General features: G+C 64.9%; 19 protein-coding genes. 14 read left to right on the top strand and 5 right to left on the bottom strand.

Annotated elements, in window-relative coordinates; all coding sequences use genetic code 11:
* Nucleotides 1-212: 212 nt before the first annotated feature.
* On the bottom strand, nucleotides 213-2138 hold the full coding sequence (locus tag PSEWESI4_RS15725) for a transglycosylase SLT domain-containing protein (protein WP_187672162.1): 1926 nt from the start codon (nucleotides 2136-2138) through the stop codon (nucleotides 213-215).
* A 171-nt stretch (nucleotides 2139-2309) separates the two neighbouring features.
* Between PSEWESI4_RS15725 and PSEWESI4_RS15720 the strand changes: the two genes are divergently transcribed.
* Both PSEWESI4_RS15720 and PSEWESI4_RS15715 read left to right on the top strand, forming a co-directional pair.
* A complete protein-coding gene (locus PSEWESI4_RS15720) occupies nucleotides 2310-4229 on the top strand; it encodes an ATP-binding cassette domain-containing protein (RefSeq protein WP_187672161.1) in 1920 nt (639 codons plus the stop codon).
* 13 nt (nucleotides 4230-4242) lie between these two features.
* Nucleotides 4243-4929 (top strand): DUF6901 family protein, encoded by a 687-nt coding sequence (locus tag PSEWESI4_RS15715; RefSeq protein WP_187672160.1) that lies wholly within the window; start codon nucleotides 4243-4245, stop codon nucleotides 4927-4929.
* A 58-nt stretch (nucleotides 4930-4987) separates the two neighbouring features.
* Here PSEWESI4_RS15715 and PSEWESI4_RS15710 read toward each other — a convergent pair whose 3' ends face one another.
* Entirely contained in the window at nucleotides 4988-5428 is a 441-nt protein-coding gene (locus PSEWESI4_RS15710) for a universal stress protein (RefSeq protein ID WP_187672159.1), read from the bottom strand.
* A gap of 86 nt (nucleotides 5429-5514) precedes the next feature.
* Here PSEWESI4_RS15710 and PSEWESI4_RS15705 point away from each other — a divergent pair, with 86 nt between their 5' ends.
* Nucleotides 5515-5952 carry a hypothetical protein gene (locus tag PSEWESI4_RS15705; RefSeq protein ID WP_187672158.1) on the top strand — a complete coding sequence of 146 codons (438 nt, stop codon included), beginning with the start codon at nucleotides 5515-5517 and terminating at the stop codon, nucleotides 5950-5952.
* Nucleotides 5953-6224: 272 nt separating this feature from the next.
* On the opposite strand, the gene PSEWESI4_RS15700 is transcribed toward PSEWESI4_RS15705, so the two are convergent.
* Nucleotides 6225-7028, bottom strand: coding sequence for a hypothetical protein (locus tag PSEWESI4_RS15700; RefSeq protein WP_187672157.1), 804 nt, complete (start codon nucleotides 7026-7028; stop codon nucleotides 6225-6227).
* A 468-nt stretch (nucleotides 7029-7496) separates the two neighbouring features.
* Here PSEWESI4_RS15700 and fadB point away from each other — a divergent pair, with 468 nt between their 5' ends.
* From fadB to bla, 7 genes are all read left to right on the top strand, one after another.
* Nucleotides 7497-9644 (top strand): fatty acid oxidation complex subunit alpha FadB, encoded by a 2148-nt coding sequence (gene fadB, locus PSEWESI4_RS15695; protein WP_187672156.1) that lies wholly within the window; start codon nucleotides 7497-7499, stop codon nucleotides 9642-9644.
* Between the two features lie 19 nt (nucleotides 9645-9663).
* Nucleotides 9664-10839, top strand: coding sequence for an acetyl-CoA C-acyltransferase FadA (gene fadA / locus PSEWESI4_RS15690; RefSeq protein WP_187672155.1), 1176 nt, complete (start codon nucleotides 9664-9666; stop codon nucleotides 10837-10839).
* A gap of 87 nt (nucleotides 10840-10926) precedes the next feature.
* Entirely contained in the window at nucleotides 10927-11163 is a 237-nt protein-coding gene (locus tag PSEWESI4_RS15685; protein WP_187672154.1) for a DUF1653 domain-containing protein, read from the top strand.
* A gap of 243 nt (nucleotides 11164-11406) precedes the next feature.
* Complete coding sequence (gene topA, locus PSEWESI4_RS15680; RefSeq protein ID WP_187672153.1) at nucleotides 11407-14013, top strand: type I DNA topoisomerase; 2607 nt, start codon at nucleotides 11407-11409, stop codon at nucleotides 14011-14013.
* 139 nt (nucleotides 14014-14152) lie between these two features.
* A complete protein-coding gene (locus PSEWESI4_RS15675) occupies nucleotides 14153-14674 on the top strand; it encodes a DUF6586 family protein (protein WP_187672152.1) in 522 nt (173 codons plus the stop codon).
* Nucleotides 14675-14739: 65 nt separating this feature from the next.
* Nucleotides 14740-14976 (top strand): hypothetical protein, encoded by a 237-nt coding sequence (locus PSEWESI4_RS15670; RefSeq protein ID WP_187672151.1) that lies wholly within the window; start codon nucleotides 14740-14742, stop codon nucleotides 14974-14976.
* Nucleotides 14977-15056: 80 nt separating this feature from the next.
* Nucleotides 15057-15944: a class A beta-lactamase gene (gene bla, locus PSEWESI4_RS15665; protein WP_187672150.1), complete on the top strand. Its 888-nt coding sequence runs from the start codon at nucleotides 15057-15059 to the stop codon at nucleotides 15942-15944.
* A 178-nt stretch (nucleotides 15945-16122) separates the two neighbouring features.
* Here the strand turns inward: bla and sulA are convergent, their stop codons facing one another.
* Both sulA and lexA read right to left on the bottom strand, forming a co-directional pair.
* Complete coding sequence (gene sulA, locus PSEWESI4_RS15660) at nucleotides 16123-16593, bottom strand: SOS-induced cell division inhibitor SulA (protein ID WP_187672149.1); 471 nt, start codon at nucleotides 16591-16593, stop codon at nucleotides 16123-16125.
* A gap of 10 nt (nucleotides 16594-16603) precedes the next feature.
* Entirely contained in the window at nucleotides 16604-17215 is a 612-nt protein-coding gene (gene lexA, locus PSEWESI4_RS15655; RefSeq protein ID WP_187672148.1) for a transcriptional repressor LexA, read from the bottom strand.
* A gap of 233 nt (nucleotides 17216-17448) precedes the next feature.
* On the opposite strand from lexA, the gene PSEWESI4_RS15650 reads away from it, so the two are divergent.
* From PSEWESI4_RS15650 to PSEWESI4_RS15635, 4 genes are all read left to right on the top strand, one after another.
* A complete protein-coding gene (locus PSEWESI4_RS15650; RefSeq protein WP_187672147.1) occupies nucleotides 17449-18156 on the top strand; it encodes a TetR/AcrR family transcriptional regulator in 708 nt (235 codons plus the stop codon).
* 166 nt (nucleotides 18157-18322) lie between these two features.
* A complete protein-coding gene (locus tag PSEWESI4_RS15645) occupies nucleotides 18323-18847 on the top strand; it encodes a L,D-transpeptidase (RefSeq protein ID WP_187672146.1) in 525 nt (174 codons plus the stop codon).
* Nucleotides 18848-18862: 15 nt separating this feature from the next.
* Nucleotides 18863-19873: a beta-N-acetylhexosaminidase gene (gene nagZ, locus PSEWESI4_RS15640; RefSeq protein ID WP_456243218.1), complete on the top strand. Its 1011-nt coding sequence runs from the start codon at nucleotides 18863-18865 to the stop codon at nucleotides 19871-19873.
* Between the two features lie 10 nt (nucleotides 19874-19883).
* A complete protein-coding gene (locus PSEWESI4_RS15635; protein WP_187672145.1) occupies nucleotides 19884-20621 on the top strand; it encodes an S-methyl-5'-thioinosine phosphorylase in 738 nt (245 codons plus the stop codon).
* Nucleotides 20622-20753 lie beyond the last annotated feature (132 nt).

The following is a 20753-nucleotide window of genomic DNA, read 5'->3' as shown; positions in this document are numbered from 1 at the left end:
GGGCTGTGAGGTTGAGTTGGCGCTCAACGGTTTAACCCGTGCCTTCAGCCCCCGCAAGCCCTCCAGACGCCCCCTCGAAAATATTCCGGACAGTAGTGCACGAACGCGGGGATCCAGTAAACCCTGTAGGAGCGGCCCATGGCCGCGATTCGCGCGCATGGCGCGCTCCTGCGTCGGGCGGATGTCGCTTTTCACATCCGCCGCCTTGCCCCTCACTGATCGTCGAAATAGCGCTCGTGCCACTCCACCAGGGGCTGTGGCGTGTTGAGCTTCTGCCCGTAGATCACCGAGTAGGACAGCACGTTCTGCACATACTGGCGGGTTTCGTCGAACGGGATGCTTTCCACCCAGACGTCGTAGGACAGGTGGTCGGCGCCCCGCAGCCACTGGCGCACGCGGCCGGGGCCGGCGTTGTAGGCGGCCGAGGCGAGTACCCGGTTGCCGTTGAACTGGCCGTGCACCTGGCTCAGGTAGGCGGTGCCGAGCTGGATGTTCTTCTCGGGCACCAGCACCTGCTGCTGCGAGGCCAGCGGGATGCCGAAGCGCCGCGAGGTTTCCTTGGCGGTGGCGGGCATCAGTTGCATCAGGCCCATGGCGCCGGCGTGCGAGCGGGCGTCGGACATGAAGGCGCTTTCCTGGCGAGTGATCGCGAACACCCAACTGGAGTGCAGGCCACGGTTGCGCGCCTCGCGCTGCAAGGTGGGTTTGTAGGCCATCGGGAAGCGCACGTCGAGGTCGTCCCAGTACTGCGCCTGGCTGATGGTGCGGATGGCCGGGAAGTACCAGTCCATGTCATAGGCCAGGCGTGCCTGGGCGACCAGTTCGTCGCGGTCGAACAGGCGGCTGACGTGGTACCACTCGCGCCGCGCGTCAACGATCTCGCCACGGGCGTAGAACTCCAGGGCACGGCGGATGCCGGCGGTGCTGCGCACCCGTTGGGTGACCCGGGGATCGAGCGCCAGGGGCTGGTTGTTCAACTGGTAGGGCGTCTTGAGCTGGTCGGCGGCCATGAAGCCGTAGAAGTCGCGCTCGCGGGCCACCGGCTGGTAGAGGGCGATCGGCTCCTGGCTGTTGGGTTGTGCCAGTTGCAGGCTACGCGCCTGCCAGTAGCGCCAGCGGTTGGTGCCGGCCAGGTCCGTCGGCAACTGGCGGCTCAACTGGTAGGCCTCGTTCCAGCGGCCGAGGCGCAGCAGCAGGCGCATGCGCCATTCGCTCACGGTGTTGTCGCGCAGGCCGGGGTCGTACTCGGCCATTACCGGCAGGGCGCGGGCATCGAAGCGCCGGGCCAGGGTCAGGCCGATTTCGCGGGCGATGGCGACCTGTTCCTCGGTGGAGAAGGACAGGCGCTTGCTGTAGACCTCGAGCAGGTCGAGGGCCTTGTCCGGCTCCTGGCGCGCGAGGCGGCGCAGGCCCAGGCCGACGATGTCGGCCATGGCTTCGCTGGCCGGGGCGAAGCGCGCGGTCTGGCTCAGCAATTGCGGTTTCTGGGCGACCTCGACCAGCAACTGGCCTTGGGCGGAGCGGGTCGGCAGGCTCTTTGCCAGGTGGCTGGCCAGCCCGTAGTTGCGCGCCTCGGCGGCCAGCTTGGTGCGCTGCCAGCGCTTCTCCTCGGTGAGCAGGCCACGGTTGCTCCACATCCGGAACAACGCGTCGCAGGCTTCCGGCTGCGACTTGCCGACCAGCCAGAGCTTCTCGGCGGTGGCGTTGCCTTCGTCGACCAGGCCGTGGGTGAACTGGTACTGGCCGTACAGGCAGTCCAGCTCGGTGAAGTTCATCTGCGGATCGTAGTAGTTGACGAAGGTCTTCCACTCGCCGCGCTCGGCCAGCCAGCGCAGCCAGCGCAACTTCATCCAGTTGGCCTGGGGCAGGTCGCCGTGCTCGGTGAGGAACTTCTCGATCTCGGCGTTGCTGGCCGTCTTCAGCCGGGCGGTGAGCTCGTCGTAGGCCAGGTGCGGCTCCAGCGGGTAGTCGGCGAGCGCCGCCGCATAGCGCCGGTACGGGCCGGCGTCGCCCTTGGCCAGGGCACGCTTGGCTTCGGTGTAGTACAGGCGTTGCTGCGCCAGGCTGGCGGCCTGGGCGCTGGCGACCAGGACGGAAAGGGAAAGGCAGGACAACAGGAGGAGCAGACGACCGCGCATGGGACTTCCGGAATAACAGGCAGGCAAGGGAGGATGCGCGGTAGGCCGGCATCGCTTGGAGATTAGCTTAGCCGTTGCCCGTAGCGGGCGGAAGCGTCGTTCCGTCCGGGGAAACATCAGGAAAAATGCTTGTCTTCGGGTAGAATCCGCCCCCTGTTTCCGGAGGCGCCCATGACCCTGCTCAAGTTCACCGACATATCCCTGGCCTATGGCGCGATGCCTCTTCTGGACCGGGTGTCCTGGCAGATCGCCCGTGGCGAGCGGGTCTGCATCATCGGCCGCAACGGCACCGGCAAGTCCAGCCTGCTGCGCCTGGTCAAGGGCGACCAGCACGCCGACGACGGCGATATCTGGCGCGCGCCGGGGCTGAAGATCGGCGAGTTGCCGCAGGAGCTGCCGCGCGCCGACGAGCGGACGGTGTTCGACGTGGTGGCCGAAGGCCTGGCGGAGGTCGGCGCGCTGCTCGCCGAGTACCACCACCTGAGCCAGAACATCCACTCCGACGCCGACCTGGACAAGCTCACCCACGTCCAGCAGGCCCTCGAGGCCCGCGACGGCTGGCGCCTGCAGCAACTGGTGGAAAGCACCCTGAGCCGCCTGCAACTGCCGGCCGACAAGACCCTTGCCGAGCTTTCCGGCGGCTGGCGCCGGCGCGTGCTGCTGGCCCAGGCGCTGGTCTCCGAACCGGACCTGCTGTTGCTCGACGAGCCGACCAACCACCTCGACATCGGTGCCATCGCCTGGCTGGAAGAGGCGCTGCTGGGCTTCCAGGGCGCGGTGCTGTTCATCACCCACGACCGTTCGTTCCTGCAGAACCTGGCGACTCGCATCCTCGAACTGGATCGCGGCCACATGATCGACTGGAACGGCGACTACGCCAGCTTCTTGGAGCACAAGGAGCAGCAACTGGCTGCCGAGGAAACCGCCAACGCGCTGTTCGACAAGCGCCTGGCCCAGGAGGAAGTGTGGATTCGCCAGGGCATCAAGGCCCGCCGCACCCGTAACGAGGGGCGCGTGCGCGCGCTCAAGGCGATGCGTGCCGAACGCGCCGAGCGTCGCGAACGGCAGGGCAAGGCGAATATCCAGTTGGAAACGGCGGACAAGTCCGGCAAGCAGGTGATCGTCGCCGAGCACGTCGGCTTCGCCCATCCGGGCGGGCCGAAGCTGATCGACGACTTTTCCCTGGTCCTGCAGCGCGGTGACCGCATCGGCCTGCTCGGCGCCAACGGTACCGGCAAGACCACGCTGCTCAAGCTGCTGCTCGGCGAGCTGCAACCCACCGAGGGCCGCATAGATATCGGCACGCGCCTGGAAGTGGCCTATTTCGACCAGTTGCGTCACCAGCTCGACCTGGAGAAGACGGTGATCGACAACGTCGCCGAAGGTCGCGACTTCATCGTCATCGATGGCCAGAGCCGCCACGTACTCAGCTATCTGGGCGACTTCCTGTTCAGTCCGCAGCGTGCCCGCACCCCGGTCAAGGCGCTGTCCGGCGGCGAGCGGGCACGGCTATTGCTCGCCAGGTTGTTCAGCAAGCCGGCCAACCTGCTGGTGCTGGACGAACCGACCAACGACCTCGACGTGGAAACCCTCGAATTGCTCGAAGAAGTGCTGCTCAGCTTCCCCGGCACCGTGCTGATGGTCAGCCACGACCGGGCGTTCCTCGACAACGTGGTGACCAGCACCCTGGTGTTCGAAGGCGAGGGCAGGGTGCGCGAGTACGTCGGCGGCTATCAGGACTGGCTGCGCCAGGGCGGTTCGCCGCGCCTGCTCGGCGTTGGCGAGAGCAAGTCGGGCAAGGCCGAGATGACCGCGCCGGCGCCCGAGCCGGCAAAGGCCGCGGCCGTTGCCAGCGAGCCCGCACCGGCGTCGAAGAAGAAGCTCAGCTACAAGCTGCAGCGTGAGCTGGAAGCACTGCCGGGGCTGATCGAGGCGCAGGAAGAGAAGATCGCCGCGCTGAACGCCGAGGTCACCGATCCAGCCTTCTACCAGCGCCCGGCCGGCGAGACCGCCGCCGCCCTGCAGCGCTTGCAGGAGCTGCAACAGGAACTGGACACCATGCTCGAGCGCTGGGCCGAACTGGAAGACTGACGGGGAGATAGGAATGGCCATCGAGTATCGCATCAGTCTCGATAGCGGCTATGGATTCAACTACCGCATCGAGCTGGAGCGCGACTACGACCGCGAGCGGATCGCCACCGCGCCGGCCTGGACACGCCTGGAGCACCAGCAGTGCAGCAACTGCCCGCTCCGCCGCGAGGAGTTCAGCCATTGCCCGGCGGCGCTCGACCTGCATCGCGTGATCGAGGATTTCCGTGGCCTGCCGGCGTTCGAGCGGGCGCATTTCTGGGTGCGCACCCCGGAGCGCGAGTACAGCAAGGAAACCGGCCTGGAAGAGGGGCTGCGCGCGCTGCTCGGGGTGATCATGGCGACCAGTGCCTGCCCGATGCTGGCCAAGCTCAAGCCCATGGCCCATCACCACCTGCCGTTCGCCAGCAACCAGGAGTTCGTCCTGCGCGCGGTGTCGCTGTACCTGGCGCGGCAGTATTTCAACCTGCGCGAAGGGCGCCGGGCCGATTGGGACCTGAAGGGCCTGGTGAAGCTGTTCCAGCAGTTGCAACTGGTCAACCAGGCGTTCTGGCAGCGCATCCACACCACCTGCAAGGGCGACTCCAACCTCAAGGCCTTCCTGACCTTCTTTTCCCTGTCGTCGAGCATCACCTATTCGCTGGAGACGCAACTGCAGAAGATTCGCCCGCTGGTGATGAGTGCCGGCGAATCGCTGGAGTGAGCCACCTCCGGCCCGGATGCAATCCGGGGCTTTCCCCCGACTCGCATCCGCTCGCCGGTCACTCCGGTTTCTTCAGGCGCACCGCCAGCACATCGCAGGGAGCACCATGCAGCACGTCGTTGGCGGTGGAGCCGAGCAGCAGGGCCAGGCCGTGGCGACCATGGCTGCCGACCACCACCAGGTCGCAGCCCTGTTCGGCGGCGAGACGGTGGATTTCCTGGCGCGGCTGGCCGTAGACCAGGTGCCGGTGGTCGGGAGTGAGCTCCGGGTAGCGCCCGGCGAAGCTGTCCAGGCGTTCGCGGGCCTGATCGAACTGCTGCTGCTGGAGCATCGACAGATCCATCGGTACGTCGCCGCCGAAGGCCATCGCCATCGGCTCGACGACGTGCACCAGCGACAGCTTGGCCTGGCTGGCGATGGCCAGCGCCTGGGCACGCAGCATGACCGGGTGACATTCCTCGGACAGGTCGATGGCGACCAGAATGTGCTGGTAGATCATGGAAACTCCTCCTGAGGTGAGCGTTTGAATTCAAGTATGGCCATCATGGCCGCCAAGAACAGTGTTTTACCAGTGGGATATCTTCTATGACCCTGTGGATCGTGCTGTTGATCCTCGCCGCCGTGCTCAGTCCTCTTGTCTGGCTGCGCCCTTCGTCGCGGCAGAACCAGCAGATGGGCCTGCGCCTGGCTGCCCGCCGCATGGGCCTGGCCATGCACCTGGCGCGCCAGGAATGGCCGCACTGGCTGCCACGACAGCCGCCCAGCCCATGCCCGCAATACTATCGGACACGCCGCGCCGGGCGTGCCGACGCCTGGACCTATTGGCAACTGGAGGCCGGGCAGTGGGTCGACCGGTGGCGCGAGCCCTGCGCCGACGAAGCGTTGCGTGGGCAATTGGCGACGTTGCCCGCCGATGTCTACAAGGTCGAGGCGGACAAGCAGGTGATCGCGATCTACTGGGGAGAACAGGGCGATGCCGAAGCGTTGCAGCGGATCGCCTCCGTGCTCGATGCGCTGGCTTGAGGTCGTGGGCGTGGACGGGGCGGCTGTCGTGTAGCCCGGATGAAATCCGGGGAGAGCGGAGCTGCTGGCCTTCCCGGATTACGGGGCGATGGGTATCGCGCACGGTATTTATTGGGTCCCCGCGTTCGCGGGGACGACGGGAGACAGCGAGTGCGTGCCCTGAACCCCGTCATTCCCGGCGAACGCGGGAATCCAGAAAAGGCTGGCCCGGAAAATAAAGAAAAAACCCGGTGCGGGCACCGGGTTCCAAATGGCCAGGCAGGCCGGAATCCTCAGAGCTTGGCTACCGCGTACTGGGCGGCGACCGCTTCCAAACCTTCGATGATGCTGTCCGAGTACTTGTTGACCAGGAACGGCACGCTGTTTTCATTGTAGTTCTGCAGGGATTTCTCGATGTAGCGCCACTTGGTGCTGACGTTTTCCAGGTTCGACTGGATCTGCGGCGTGTTCTGCGGCGCATTCTCCATGCTGTCGAGCCGGCCGGCAAATTCCTTGACCAGTTCGTCGATCGGCCGTGCTTCGTCGGGGCCGCCGAAGAACGAGCCGCCCACCGAGGCGCTGCGCGACGCGTAGTCCACCGAGATGGTCTGCATCAGCAGGCTCTGCTCGCGGCTCTGTTGGGTCAGCGGGGGAACCTGGGTGCCGCTTTCCTGCTGGATCCTGCCGTAGAGCTCGTCGCTCAGTTCCATCAGTCGCTGGTTGCGTGCGGCCAGGTCGGCGATGGGCTGCAGGTCGGGGAAGCCCTGCTCCTTGATCTGCGCGACCAGGTTCTTGAGGGAAGACTCGTAGCCCGCCCACTGCTGGTCGAGCTGGCTGCGCAGGGCTTGCGAGGACTCGCCGGGCATGGCGCCGATCTGGCGGAGGTTCTCCTCGGCTTCGCGCAGCGAGGCGTCGATCATCTGTGCGTAGCGCTGGTCGCCTTCCATGCCGTTGTACATGTAGAAGTCGCCCAGGGTCTTCTGCGCGGCCAGGCGCACCTGGTGCAGCTTGAGCAGGTCGTCGGCGGTGTCGGCGGCGGCGCCATGGGAGAAGGACAGAAGGGCGGTCAGCGAGATGGCCAGCAGACGTCTCGTCATGGATACGACTCCGTGACCCCTTGGGGGGATTTTGTTGTTATTGCGCCGTATGTTCGGCGTTCTGGGACGAATGTACCCGTACCCGCCCGAATTGGCTAGGCACTGCAAGCGCCCCATTCTGCTGGGGGCCGGCCATGCGGGCAGCATGATTGATGACCTTGATATCGCGCCATCAGCCTTGCCTGTTCAAGGGAAGCCCCCGCGCAGAGCCTTTCCGGCGCTGTTCCCAAGAGGTCGAGATTGACAATCACGAGCTTTTCCCCGAATGTGTGCTCACCCAAATCAAACGGGCGTATGAAATGATTGTTTGCCGGTTCATCGGCACTTTTCATCGCAAGCCCGATTATCGCGTCGGCGGGTGTGCCGGGTCTTCAGGGGCTATCCTCGAAGGCCCTGCGTCGGGGGTTCTCCGGCGCTTCAGGCGTCTGGCGTGTAACAGTCCAGCTTCCATACCGTGGAGATCAGTTGATGATTTACGAAGGTAAAGCCATCACGGTTAAGGCTCTTGAGAGTGGCATCGTCGAATTGAACTTCGACCTCAAGGGTGAGTCCGTCAACAAATTCAATCGTCTGACCCTGAACGAGCTCCGCCAGTCGGTGGACGCCATCAAGGCCGACGGTTCGATCAAGGGCGTGATCGTCACCAGCGGCAAAGACGTGTTCATCGTCGGCGCCGACATCACCGAGTTCACCGACAATTTCAAGCTCTCCGACGAAGAGCTGGTGGCCGGCAACCTCGAAGCCAACAGAATCTTCAGCGATTTCGAAGACCTGCCGGTGCCGACCGTGGTCGCCATCAACGGCATCGCCCTGGGTGGCGGTTTCGAAATGTGCCTGGCCGGCGACTACCGCGTGATCAGCGAGTCCGCCAAGATCGGCCTGCCGGAAGTCAAGCTGGGTATCTACCCGGGCTTCGGCGGCACCGTGCGCCTGCCGCGCGTGATCGGCGTCGACAACGCCATCGAGTGGATCGCTTCCGGCAAGGAAAACCGGGCCGCCGATGCCCTGAAAGTGGGCGCCGTGGATGCGGTGGTCAAGGCTGACAAGCTCAAGGAAGCGGCTCTCGACCTGGTCAAGCGCGCCATCTCCGGCGAGCTGGACTACAAGGCCAAGCGCCAGCCGAAGCTCGAGAAGATCAAGCTCAACGCCATCGAGCAGATGATGGCCTTCGAGACCGCCAAGGGCTTCGTCGCCGGCCAGGCCGGCCCGAACTACCCGGCTCCTGTGGAAGCCATCAAGAGCATCCAGAAAGCCGCCAACTTCGGTCGTGACAAGGCGCTGGAAGTGGAAGCCAACGGCTTCGTCAAGCTGGCCAAGACCTCTGTCGCCGAGAGCCTGATCGGTCTGTTCCTGAACGACCAGGAGCTGAAGAAGAAAGCCAAGCAATACGACGAAGTCGCCCAGGACGTGAAACTGGCCGCCGTGCTCGGCGCCGGCATCATGGGTGGCGGTATCGCCTACCAGTCCGCCTCCAAGGGCACGCCGATCCTGATGAAGGATATCCGCGAAGAGGGTATCCAGATGGGCCTGAACGAAGCGGCCAAGCTGCTTGGCAAGCGCGTCGAGAAGGGCCGCATGAAGCCCGAGAAGATGGCCGAGGCGCTCAACGCCATTCGTCCGACCATGTCCTACGGCGACTTCGGCAACGTCGACATCGTCGTCGAAGCCGTGGTCGAGAACCCGAAGGTCAAGCAGATCGTGCTGGCCGAAGTGGAAGACGTGGTTCGCGAGGACACCATCCTCGCCTCCAACACCTCGACCATTTCGATCAACCTGCTGGCCAAGGCCCTGAAGCGCCCGGAAAACTTCGTCGGCATGCACTTCTTCAACCCGGTGCACATGATGCCGCTGGTGGAAGTGATCCGTGGCGAGAAGTCCAGTGACGCAGCCGTGGCCACCACCGTGGCCTACGCCAAGAAGATGGGCAAGAACCCCATCGTGGTCAACGACTGCCCCGGCTTCCTGGTCAACCGCGTGCTGTTCCCGTACTTCGGTGGCTTCTCCAAGCTGCTGGGCTTCGGCGTCGACTTCGTACGCATCGACAAGGTCATGGAGAAGTTCGGCTGGCCCATGGGCCCGGCCTACCTCTCTGACGTGGTCGGCATCGACACCGGCCACCACGGCCGTGACGTGATGGCCGAAGGCTTCCCGGACCGCATGGCGGTGGAAGGCAAGACCGCCGTCGACGTGATGTACGAGGCCAACCGCCTGGGCCAGAAGAACGGCAAGGGCTTCTACGCCTACGAGACCGACAAGCGCGGCAAGCCGAAGAAGGTCAGCGACCCGCAGGCTTACGAACTGCTCAAGTCCATCGTGGTCGAGCAGCGTGAAGTCACCGACGAGGACATCATCAACTTCATGATGATCCCGTTGTGCCTGGAGACCGTTCGCTGCCTGGAAGACGGCATCGTCGAGACCGCCGCCGAAGCCGACATGGGCCTGATCTACGGCATCGGTTTCCCTCCCTTCCGTGGTGGTGCGCTGCGCTACATCGACTCCATCGGCGTCGCCGAGTTCGTTGCGCTGGCCGACAAGTACGCCGACCTGGGCGCGTTGTATCACCCGACCGCCAAGCTTCGCGAAATGGCCAAGAACGGCCAGAAGTTTTTCGGCTAATTGAGCGAGAGTGAAGAATATGAGCCTGAATCCTAGAGATGCAGTCATTGTCGACTTCGGCCGCACCCCGATGGGTCGCTCCAAGGGTGGCATGCACCGCAACACCCGTGCCGAAACCCTGTCCGCGAACCTGATCAGCGGCGTCCTGGCCCGTAATCCCAAGCTGGACCCGGCCGAAGTGGAAGACGTGATCTGGGGCTGCGTGAACCAGACCCTGGAGCAGGGCTGGAACATCGCCCGCATGGCATCGCTGATGACCCAGATCCCGCACACCAGCGCCGGCCAGACCGTCAGCCGCCTGTGCGGTTCCTCGATGAGCGCCCTGCACACCGCCGTGCAGGCGATCCAGACCGGTAACGGCGACGTCTTCGTGGTCGGTGGCGTGGAGCACATGGGCCACGTCGGCATGATGCACGGCGTCGATCCGAACCCGCACCTGTCCCTGTATGCCGCCAAGGCTTCGGGCATGATGGGCCTGACCGCCGAGATGCTCGGCAAGATGCACGGCATCAGCCGCGAGGCGCAGGACCAGTTCGGTTATCGTTCGCACCAGCTCGCCTGGAAAGCCACCCAGGAAGGCAAGTTCAAGGACGAGATCATCCCGATGGAAGGCTACGACGAGAACGGCTTCCTGAAGGTGTTCGACTTCGACGAGACCATCCGTCCGGAAACCACCCTGGAAGGCCTGGCCGAGCTGAAGCCGGCGTTCAACCCGAAAGGCGGCACCGTGACCGCGGGTACTTCCTCGCAGATCACCGATGGCGCTTCCTGCATGATCGTGATGAGTGCCCAGCGCGCCCAGGACCTGGGCATCCAGCCGATGGCCGTGGTTCGCGCCATGGCGGTGGCCGGTGTCGATCCGGCGATCATGGGCTACGGCCCGGTGCCGTCCACCCAGAAGGCGCTCAAGCGCGCTGGCCTGACCATCGACGACATCGATTTCGTCGAGCTCAACGAAGCCTTCGCCGCCCAGGCCCTGCCTGTGCTGAAGGACCTCAAGCTGCTCGACAAGATGGAGCAGAAGGTCAACCTGCACGGCGGCGCCATCGCCCTGGGTCACCCGTTCGGTTGCTCCGGTGCACGGATTTCCGGCACCCTGTTGAACGTGATGAAGCAGAACGGCGGTACCTTCGGCGTGTCCACCATGTGCGTGGGTCTCGGCCAGGGCATCACCACCATTTTCGAACGCGTCTGACGCATCGAAGCTGGGAAGACCGGGGCCATGCGCCCCGGTTTTCGTTTTTCTGCCGATTCGTTCGCGGCTATTTCAAGAGGAGGCGCCATGCCACTGCAACCAGGTCTCTACCGTCACTACAAGGGTCCCGAGTACCGTGTCTTCGGGACGGCGCGGCATTCCGAGACCGAAGAGGAGCTGGTGGTCTACCAGGCCCTGTACGGCGAGTACGGCCTCTGGGTGCGGCCGCTGGGCATGTTCCTGGAAACCGTCGAAGTGGACGGACAGCCGGTTCCGCGCTTTGCTCTGGTGCAGGCCGAAGAGTCGCTTTTCGGGAAGCCTTGAAACTCCCCGACCTTGACCTCGGCTCGGTCGCCACTATATATAGCGGTGCCTTTCGGGAACCTGCCTCGATTTTGCTGCGTGTCGGTCATGAGCGTCAGAAGTGGCTTCGGAATGCACATTTACACCTCGTAAACTTCGCTTCCCTGGCCATTCCCTGCTTCGTCCGGTCCCGGCTCGCGTAATCTGCGACAGCTTTCCTGGCATCCCGCCTTTCATTTCTCCAATTCAGGAATCTTCCGATCCATGGGCAAATCGCTGGTCATCGTGGAATCCCCGGCCAAGGCCAAGACCATCAACAAGTACCTGGGCAGCCAGTACGTGGTGAAGTCGAGCATCGGCCATATCCGTGACCTGCCCACCAGCGGATCGGGCTCCGCCGCCAAGGAGCCGGCCAAGCGCGGCAAGGCGGCGGCCGAGGCGCCGGCGTTGTCGGCCAAGGAGAAAGCCAAGCGGCAACTGTTCACGCGCATGGGCGTCGACCCCGAACACGGCTGGAAGGCCAAGTACGAGATCCTGCCCGGCAAGGAAAAGGTCATTGACGAACTGCGCCGGCTGGCCAAGGAAGCCGACACCATCTATCTCGCAACCGACTTGGATCGCGAAGGAGAGGCCATCGCCTGGCACCTGCGCGAAGCCATCGGCGGCGACGACAGCCGCTACAAGCGCGTGGTGTTCAACGAAATCACCAAGAAGGCCATCCAGGAGGCCTTCTCCCAGCCCGGTGAGCTGGATATCAACCGGGTCAACGCCCAGCAGGCGCGCCGCTTCCTCGATCGCGTGGTGGGCTACATGGTCTCGCCGCTGCTCTGGCAGAAGATCGCTCGCGGCCTGTCCGCCGGCCGCGTGCAGTCGGTGGCGGTGAAGCTGGTGGTCGAGCGCGAGAAGGAAATCCGCGCGTTCATCCCCGAGGAGTACTGGGAAGTGCACGCCGACCTGGCGACCGGCAAGGGCGCCAAGGTGCGCTTCGAGGTCGCCCGCGAGAACGGCGAGGCCTTCAAGCCGCTCAACGAAGCGCAGGCCATGGCCGCGCTGGAGAAGCTCAAGGCCTCCAGCTACAGCGTGATCAAGCGCGAGGACAAGCCGACCAGCAGCAAGCCTTCGGCGCCCTTCATCACTTCCACCCTGCAGCAGGCGGCAAGCAATCGCCTGGGCTTCGGCGTGAAGAAGACCATGATGATGGCCCAGCGTCTCTACGAGGCCGGCTACATCACCTACATGCGTACCGACTCGACCAACCTCTCGCAGGACGCCGTGACCATGGCGCGCGGCTTCATCGAGGGCGAGTTCGGCCAGAAGTACCTGCCAGCCAAGCCGAACGTCTATTCGAGCAAGGAGGGTGCCCAGGAGGCCCACGAGGCGATCCGCCCGTCCGACGTCAACCTGCGTCCCGGCCAGCTTTCCGGCATGGAGCGCGATGCCGAGCGCCTGTACGAGCTGATCTGGCGCCAATTCGTCGCCTGCCAGATGCCGCCGGCGGAATACCTGTCCACCAGTGTCACCGCCAAGGCCGGCTCCTTCGAGCTGCGCGCCAAGGGCCGCATCCTCAAGTTCGACGGCTACACCCGCGTGCTGCCGCAACAGAGCAAGCCTGGTGAGGACGACGTGCTGCCGGACATGGGCGAAGGCGAAGCGCTCGAGCTGCTCAAGCTCGACCCCAGCCAGCACTTCACCAAGCCGCCGGCGCGCTATTCCGAAGCCAGCCTGGTCAAGGAGCTGGAGAAGCGCGGCATCGGCCGTCCGTCCACCTACGCGGCGATCATCTCGACCATCCAGGAGCGCGGCTACGTCACCGTGCACAACCGGCGCTTCTATGCCGAGAAGATGGGCGACATCGTCACCGAGCGGCTCAACGAGAGCTTCGCCAACCTGATGGACTACGGCTTCACCGCCGGCATGGAAGAGCATCTGGACGACGTCGCCCAGGGCGAGCGTGACTGGAAGCACCTGCTCGACGAGTTCTATGGCGACTTCAAGAAAAAGCTCGAACTGGCCGAAGCCGCCAATGACGGCATGCGCGCCAACCAGCCGACCCTGACTGACATCCCCTGCCGCGAATGCGGCCGGCCGATGATGATCCGTACCGCCTCCACCGGCGTGTTCCTCGGCTGTTCCGGCTATGCGCTGCCGCCGAAGGAGCGTTGCAAGGCGACCATCAACCTGGTCCCCGGCGACGAGATCGCCGCGGACGATGAAGGCGAGTCGGAATCCCGCGTACTGCTCGGCAAGCACCGCTGCCCGATCTGCAGCACGGCGATGGACGCCTACCTGCTAGACGAAACCCGCAAGCTGCATATCTGCGGCAACAACCCGGATTGCGCCGGCTACGAGATCGAACACGGCCAGTACCGGATCAAGGGCTACGAAGGGCCGAGCCTGGAATGCGACAAGTGCGGCAGCCAGATGCAACTGAAGACCGGCCGCTTCGGCAAGTTCTTCGGCTGCACCAATCCGAGCTGCAAGAACACCCGCAAGCTGCTGAAGAATGGTGAGGCCGCTCCGCCGAAGATCGACCCGATCAAGATGCCCGAGCTCAAGTGCGAGAAGGTCGACGACACCTACGTACTGCGCGACGGCGCTTCCGGCCTGTTCCTGGCCGCCAGCCAGTTCCCCAAGAACCGCGAGACCCGCGCGCCGCTGGTGCTGGAGCTGATCCCGCACAAGGACGAGCTGGACCCGAAATACCATTTCCTCCTGGACGCGCCGAAGAAGGACCCGGAAGGTCGTCCGGCGGTGATCCGCTTCAGCCGCAAGACCAAGGAGCAGTACGTGCAGTCCGAAGTGGACGGCAAGCCGACTGGCTGGCGTGCGTTCTATGCCAATGGTGTGTGGAAGGTCGAGGACAAGCGCTGAGAACCTTCCTACGATCCGCTATGTGTCGGCGAGCGGGCCCGTTCCGCTCGCGGGATCGTAGACCTGACCGGATGAACGCGCGTCGGCGACCGGCCCGGCGCGCGTTATAGTGAACCTACCCGCTCTGGAGGGCGCTACGATGGCCCACGAACTCTATACCCGCACCAATCAGAAGATCTATTTCGCCGGTCTGGCGCTCGATACCTGGAAGCAGGCGGAAGAGGGGCGGGCGATGAATGCCCAGGCGCTGGTCCAGGCCGAGCGCGAGGCCACGTTGTTCCACCTCTACGGCGCCTTGCTCGGCCTGTGCCACGAGATTGCCGGCTACTACCGGCTGCCCCAGGCGAATGTGCCGCGTGTCGAGCTGTTCCTGACCCCGGCGGTGCTGGAGGCTTCGCCCACGCCGGAACTGGCCGAGCTGGTCGAGCTGGCGCAGCAGCCGGAGACCTGGCTGGCGCGACTGCTGGCTGGCTACGCCGCGCTGTTCCAGCCGCCACAGGCGCCGAAAACCGCCAAGGTCGATCCCGCGTTGCCGCTCATCCAGTCGGTCAGCCTGGATGAGGAGGCCGTTCCCGCCCTGACGCGTCAGGAGCTCGAAGAGTGGCGCCAGCAGTTGAAGGCCCTGGTGCTGCGTTTCCGCGAATCGCTCAGTGAGTGCTGAGTTGTTAGACGCTGCGGTTCGGGTCTCTTCCCGGCCGGCCACACCAGCATTTTCTGGAGATTTTGATGCCCACTTCCTTTCTTGAAATCATCGAACTACCCGACGGACGCATCGCCCTGCGCCGTGCCGAGGACGAAGAAACCCTGGTGACCCTGGAGTTCTCCGGCGACGCCAAGGCTTTCCTGCAGGGCTATCACGTGGAAGTCGCCAAGGCGATGCTGAATGTCGGTGTACAGATGGCCGGCCGCTTGGCAGAAGGCGATTTCGAGCGCGAAGAAGAAGGCCCGCGCGTCCTGCACTAAGACCGTTGCACGCACTTGAGACGGTCATGCCGGCAGTGCTATAGAGTCCAGCCCCGTGGTTGGAAAGCAGGATTGCCCCGATGCGTCATCTTTTGCGCCGCCAGTTCCTTCTGGCCTCCGCCGCCCTTCCGGTGGTTTGGACATTCGCAGCGGGAGCATCCAGCCGCTCGGCCCAGGAGCGCCTGGAGCAGCTCGAACGTGACCTCGGCGGCCGCCTCGGGGTATTCGCCCTGGACAGTGCCGACGGCGCATGTCTGGGGCATCGCGCCGACGAGCTTTTCCCGTTGTGCAGCACTTTCAAGGCGATCCTGGCTGCGGCCATCCTCCAGCGCAGCACGAGCACGGCTGGGCTGCTGGAACAGCGGATCAACTATGCGCAGAGCGCTCTGGTGGAGTACTCGCCGATCACGGAACGACATCTCGCCGACGGCATGACCGTGGCCGAGTTGTGCGCGGCGGCCGTCCAATACAGCGATAACACGGCCGCCAACCTGCTGATGGAGCTTCTCGGCGGTCCGGCCGAGGTCACTGCGTTCGCCCGCTCGATCGGCGATCCGGCGTTCCGCCTGGATCGTTGGGAAACCGAGCTCAACACCGCCATCCCCGGCGACCCCCGCGATACGACCACGCCCTCGGCCATGGGGCACAGCCTTCAGCGCCTGGTCCTGGGGGATGCCCTAGGCGCCGCCCAGCGCAAGCAACTGGCGGACTGGCTGCTCGGCAACACCACGGGCGCGACCCGTATCCGTGCCGGCGTGCCGTCCGAATGGCGGGTCGGCGACAAGACCGGCACTGGGGTCTACGGAACGGCGAACGACGTGGCCGTGCTGTGGCCGCCGCAGCGTCCGCCCGTCATCGTGGCGATCTACACCACACGACATGACCAGGATGCGGAAGCACGCAACGACGTGATCGCCGACGCAACACGGGTCGTGGTGGACTGGCTGGATACGAAGACCCCGTCGTAATCGGGCCCACGTAGGGTGGAAAACCGCGAAGCGTTTTCCACCAAATCGATAAAGGGCAGGGCGGCACTTGCTCACCTGCAGGCCTCTGCGGGCTGCTATTGGGCTAATGAACTGTCGAGGCGGGGGAAAAGGTGGCACATCCATGTGCCGGAGGGGCGCCGAGCTTTCGGCGGTTCGATCAACCCAGGCTGATGTTCAGGCTCTGGGCGTTGCCTTCACTGGCCGCGGCGGCCAGTTGCCGACGGGCAGGGGCGTGTAGCGGATGCAGCCAACTGACCACGGTATGGCTGCGCCCTAGGCGCAGGGCTTCGCAGGCCAGTTCCAGGGGGCTCTGCCCACGGCGTGGTTGGAGGATCAGGATGCGTTCCCGGTTCAGCCCGGTCTTGCGCAACCAGGCCTGGGTCAGGGTGCCGGGCGGGGCGATCAGGGTCAGCCAGCGGGCATCCTGGTTCTCGCTGAGTTCCCGCAGGATGGGGGCCAGCAGGTGCAGTCGATTGCCGGCCGCGCCTCTCAGGGTCAATTCGCTGAAGGTTTCCGGCTCGTCGATCCAGGCCGGTTCGGGAGCGTCGTGGAACAGGACTGCCGGTTCAGCCAGGAAGGCATCGAATAGTGGAAGCTGGTTACGACCGAGCGACTGCGGGAACTGCATGGGAACTCCTTTAGCGGCGGATGACGCCGACACTCAAACCTTCGATCACGAGGTTCTGGGTTTCCAGATCCACTTCTATGGGCGCGAACTCGGAGTTCTCGGCAATCAGCCAGACCTTGTCGCCTTCGCGTTTGAACCGTTTCACCGTGACCTCGTCGTCCAGGCGGGCCACCACCACCTGGCCATTGCGGGCTTCACGGGTGCTGTGCACGGCGAGCAGGTCGCCGTCGAGGATGCCGATGTCCTTCATGCTCATGCCGCGTACCCGCAGCAGGAAGTCGGCCGGGGGATGGAAGAAGTCGGGGTTGATCCGGCACGATTCCTCGACGTTCGCCTGTGCGAGGATCGGTGCGCCGGCGGCTACCCGGCCGATGACCGGAATGCCTTCATCTTCGCCATTGCCCGGTTCGAAGCCGGGGATGCGGATGCCACGGGAGGCCCCCGGGGTCATCTCGATGGCGCCCTTGCGGGCCAGGGCCTTGAGATGCTCTTCGGCGGCGTTGGGGGATTTGAAGCCAAGTTCCTGGGCGATTTCGGCACGTGTGGGTGGATAGCCGTTGTCTTCCAGGCAACGCTTGATGAAGGCGAGGATCTCGGCTTGTCGCGGCGTCAGTTTCAGCATGGCTGGACTCTGTTTTTTTATACAGTGACTGGGATTATATACAGTGAATCCGGCTTGGCAATCCCCCTTCCGCACGTCATGGCTCATTGCTCCCGGTCGCGGCTTGTTACTTATAGGGAGCGACCGGCGTCTTGGCTTTAGTATTCTCCAAGCGAAAGTCCTCGGGCTCTGCTTGACAATGTTGCGAAACAATACGTATGTTTCAAACAAGTGTTTGTTAGGTGCGAGTTGTCATGGCCCAGTCAGAGACCGTCGAGCGGATTCTCGATGCAGCGGAACAGTTGTTCGCGGAGAAAGGTTTCGCTGAAACCTCGCTGCGTCTGATCACCAGCAAGGCCGGGGTCAATCTGGCGGCGGTGAACTACCACTTCGGCTCCAAGAAGGCGCTGATCCAGGCGGTGTTCTCGCGCTTCCTCGGGCCGTTCTGCACCAGCCTCGAGCGCGAGCTGGACCGCCGCCAGGCCAAGCCCGAGAACAAGGCCAGCCTGGAAGAGCTGCTGGAAATCCTCGTCGAGCAAGCGCTGGCAGTGAAGCCGCGCAGCGGCAATGACCTGTCGATCTTCATGCGCCTGTTGGGGCTGGCTTTCAGCCAGAGCCAGGGCCACCTGCGCCGTTACCTCGAGGATGTCTACGGCAAGGTGTTCCGCCGCTACATGGTACTGGTGCAGGAAGCCGCGCCTCGTATCCCGCCGATCGAGCTGTTCTGGCGCATCCACTTCATGCTGGGCACCGCGGCGTTCAGCATGTCGGGAATCAAGGCGCTGCGCGCCATCGCCGAGAACGATTTCGGCGTCAGCACTTCCATCGAGCAGGTCATGCGCCTCATGGTGCCGTTCCTCGCCGCCGCCATGCGTGCGGAGAGTGCGGTCAACGACGAGGCGCTGCTCAATGCGCAGCTCAAGCCGCGCACCAAGTCTTCGGCAGCGCCCGCCAAGGTCTGATCCCCCTAAATGGCCGGCCAGCGGAAGGCCGTTCCGCTTGGCCGGGTTGTGTCGAAGTCGCTCCGGACTAGCCACCTGCGGTCCGTGAATTCCGCATCCCGGCGGATTGCACCCGGGCTCGCCTGCGCTCGCTACCTTTCTCGCCAGCCTGCTAAGCTAGCCGCCCATGCGTACTCTCGATCTCCTGCACGTTTCCCTGGCCGACCAATGCCTGTACGGCTTCGTCGATGGGCGGCTGGCCGTGCGCCTGCCGGTTTCCACTGCCCTGAACGGCGCCGGTGAGCGCAATGGCTCCGGTTGCACCCCGCGCGGACGCCACCAGGTACGCGCGAAGATCGGCGAGGGGCTGCCGGAAGGGGCGGTGCTGCGTGGACGACGCTGGACCGGGGAGGTCTGGTCGGCGGCGTTGCACGAACGCTTCCCCGGTCGTGACTGGATCCTCACCCGCATCCTCTGGCTCAGCGGCTGCGAGCCGGGCCGCAACCGGCTCGGTGAGGTCGACACCTTCCGCCGCTATATCTACCTGCACGGCACGCCGGACATCGAGCCAATGGGCGTGCCGCTGTCCCATGGCTGCATTCGTCTGCGCAATGCCGACCTGCTGGAACTCTTCCCGCGGGTGCCCGTCCATTGCCCGGTGAACATCGAAGAAGCGCCGTGCCCGCAGTGGGCGATGGCCGAACTCGTTTAAAGGACGCTTTCGTTTATGACTTCAGGCCTGCAAGGCTCCCTGATGCTGGATATCGCCGGCACCTGGCTGACTGCCGAAGACCGGCAGATCCTCCGCCAGCCGCAAGTCGGCGGCTTGATCCTGTTCGCCCGCAACATCGAGCATCCTCGCCAGGTTCGCGAGCTGAGCGCGGCGATCCGCGCCGTGCGCCCGGACCTGCTGCTTGCCGTCGACCAGGAAGGCGGCCGGGTGCAGCGTCTGCGCCAGGGCTTCGTGCGCCTGCCGGCGATGCGCGCAATCGCCGACAACGACAATGCCGAGTGGCTGGCCGAACAATGCGGCTGGTTGATGGCCACCGAGGTGCTGGCGGTCGGCCTGGACCTCAGCTTTGCGCCGGTGCTCGACCTCGATCACCAGCGCAGCGCGGTGGTCGGTAGCCGTGCTTTCGAATGCGATCCCCAGCGGGCCTGCGCGCTGGCCGGCGCTTTCATCCGTGGCATGAACGCCGCCGGCATGGCCGCCACTGGCAAGCACTTCCCCGGTCACGGCTGGGCCGAGGCGGATTCCCATGTGGCGATCCCGACCGACGAGCGCAGCCTGGAGCAGATCCGCGCCAGCGACCTGCAACCGTTCGCCCGGCTGAGCAAGCAACTGGCGGCGGTGATGCCGGCGCATGTCATCTATCCGCAGGTGGACGCGCAGCCGGCCGGCTTTTCCCGGCGCTGGCTGCAGGACATCCTGCGTGGCGAACTGGGCTTCGACGGGGTGATTTTCAGCGACGACCTGTCCATGGCCGGCGCCCATGTGGCGGGCGATGCGGCCGCGCGTATCGAAGCCGCGCTGAATGCGGGCTGCGACATGGGCCTGGTGTGCAACGACCGGGGCGCCGCCGAGCTGGCTCTGGGGGCCCTGCAACGCCTGAAGGCGAGCGCGCCGGCGCGCCTGGCGCGGATGCGCGGCCAGGCCTTCCCGACCACCGAATTTCGTCAGCAGCCGCGCTGGCAGGCCGCCCTGGCCGACCTGCGCGCTGCCCAGTTGATCGATTGAGGACCACGACATGACCGTATACGCCATCATCGGCGGCACTGGCCTGACCCAACTGGAAGGCCTGACCATCACCGCCGCGCTGAACGTCGACACGCCCTATGGTGCCCCTTCGGCGCCGCTGCTGCGCGGCGAGTACGCCGGGCGCGAAGTGCTGTTCCTCGCTCGCCACGGCCATCCACACCGCATCCCGCCGCATCAGGTGAACTACCGCGCCAACCTGTGGGCGCTCAAGCATGCCGGCGCCGAGGCGATCCTCGCGGTCAACGCGGTCGGTGGCATCAATGCGGCGATGGGTACCGGCCACCTCTGCGTGCCGGACCAGATCATCGACTACACCTGGGGTCGCGAGCACACCTTCTTCGCCGGTGAGCTGGACCACGTCACCCATGTCGATTTCAGCTACCCCTACGATGCGGGGCTGCGCGAGCTACTGATCGCCGCGCTGGCCGAGGAAGGCTGCGCATTCAGCGACTTCGGCGTGTACGCCTGCACCCAGGGGCCGCGCCTGGAGTCGGTGGCGGAGATCGTCCGCCTGGAGCGCGATGGCGCCGATATCGTCGGCATGACCGGCATGCCCGAGGCGGTGCTGGCACGCGAGCTGGAGCTGCCCTATGCCTGCCTGTCCCTGGTGGTGAACCCGGCGGCGGGCAAGTCGTCGGGGATCATCACCATGGCCGAGATCGAGCGCGCCCTGGCCGATGGTATGGGGCAGGTGAGGGCGGTCCTGGCGAGGGTGCTGGGGGCTTAAGCCTGTGGCGGGTTGAAGCGGAGCGCCCTGCGAGGACCGTAGGATGGGGCGAGCGAAGCGATACCCATCACCTCCGCCCGATGGGTGTCGTCGCTGCGCTCCTCGACTCATCCTACGGTTGCTTCCTGCCTG

The organism is Zestomonas carbonaria (assembly GCF_904061905.1).
GTDB classification, from domain to species: Bacteria; Pseudomonadota; Gammaproteobacteria; order Pseudomonadales; family Pseudomonadaceae; genus Aquipseudomonas; species Aquipseudomonas carbonaria.
Note: the sequence above shows the minus strand (reverse complement) of the source record. Positions and strands in the feature narration are given on the sequence as shown.

Bases quoted from the DNA above. Each gene is read 5' to 3' on its own strand.
- PSEWESI4_RS15725 (WP_187672162.1), bottom strand. From the start codon at position 2,138: ATGCGCGGTCGTCTGCTCCTCCTGTTGTCCTGCCTTTCCCTTTCCGTC.
- PSEWESI4_RS15720 (WP_187672161.1), top strand. From the start codon at position 2,310: ATGACCCTGCTCAAGTTCACCGACATATCCCTGGCCTATGGCGCGATG.
- PSEWESI4_RS15715 (WP_187672160.1), top strand. From the start codon at position 4,243: ATGGCCATCGAGTATCGCATCAGTCTCGATAGCGGCTATGGATTCAAC.
- PSEWESI4_RS15710 (WP_187672159.1), bottom strand. From the start codon at position 5,428: ATGATCTACCAGCACATTCTGGTCGCCATCGACCTGTCCGAGGAATGT.
- PSEWESI4_RS15705 (WP_187672158.1), top strand. From the start codon at position 5,515: ATGACCCTGTGGATCGTGCTGTTGATCCTCGCCGCCGTGCTCAGTCCT.
- PSEWESI4_RS15700 (WP_187672157.1), bottom strand. From the start codon at position 7,028: ATGACGAGACGTCTGCTGGCCATCTCGCTGACCGCCCTTCTGTCCTTC.
- fadB (WP_187672156.1), top strand. From the start codon at position 7,497: ATGATTTACGAAGGTAAAGCCATCACGGTTAAGGCTCTTGAGAGTGGC.
- fadA (WP_187672155.1), top strand. From the start codon at position 9,664: ATGAGCCTGAATCCTAGAGATGCAGTCATTGTCGACTTCGGCCGCACC.
- PSEWESI4_RS15685 (WP_187672154.1), top strand. From the start codon at position 10,927: ATGCCACTGCAACCAGGTCTCTACCGTCACTACAAGGGTCCCGAGTAC.
- topA (WP_187672153.1), top strand. From the start codon at position 11,407: ATGGGCAAATCGCTGGTCATCGTGGAATCCCCGGCCAAGGCCAAGACC.
- PSEWESI4_RS15675 (WP_187672152.1), top strand. From the start codon at position 14,153: ATGGCCCACGAACTCTATACCCGCACCAATCAGAAGATCTATTTCGCC.
- PSEWESI4_RS15670 (WP_187672151.1), top strand. From the start codon at position 14,740: ATGCCCACTTCCTTTCTTGAAATCATCGAACTACCCGACGGACGCATC.
- bla (WP_187672150.1), top strand. From the start codon at position 15,057: ATGCGTCATCTTTTGCGCCGCCAGTTCCTTCTGGCCTCCGCCGCCCTT.
- sulA (WP_187672149.1), bottom strand. From the start codon at position 16,593: ATGCAGTTCCCGCAGTCGCTCGGTCGTAACCAGCTTCCACTATTCGAT.
- lexA (WP_187672148.1), bottom strand. From the start codon at position 17,215: ATGCTGAAACTGACGCCGCGACAAGCCGAGATCCTCGCCTTCATCAAG.
- PSEWESI4_RS15650 (WP_187672147.1), top strand. From the start codon at position 17,449: ATGGCCCAGTCAGAGACCGTCGAGCGGATTCTCGATGCAGCGGAACAG.
- PSEWESI4_RS15645 (WP_187672146.1), top strand. From the start codon at position 18,323: ATGCGTACTCTCGATCTCCTGCACGTTTCCCTGGCCGACCAATGCCTG.
- nagZ (WP_456243218.1), top strand. From the start codon at position 18,863: ATGACTTCAGGCCTGCAAGGCTCCCTGATGCTGGATATCGCCGGCACC.
- PSEWESI4_RS15635 (WP_187672145.1), top strand. From the start codon at position 19,884: ATGACCGTATACGCCATCATCGGCGGCACTGGCCTGACCCAACTGGAA.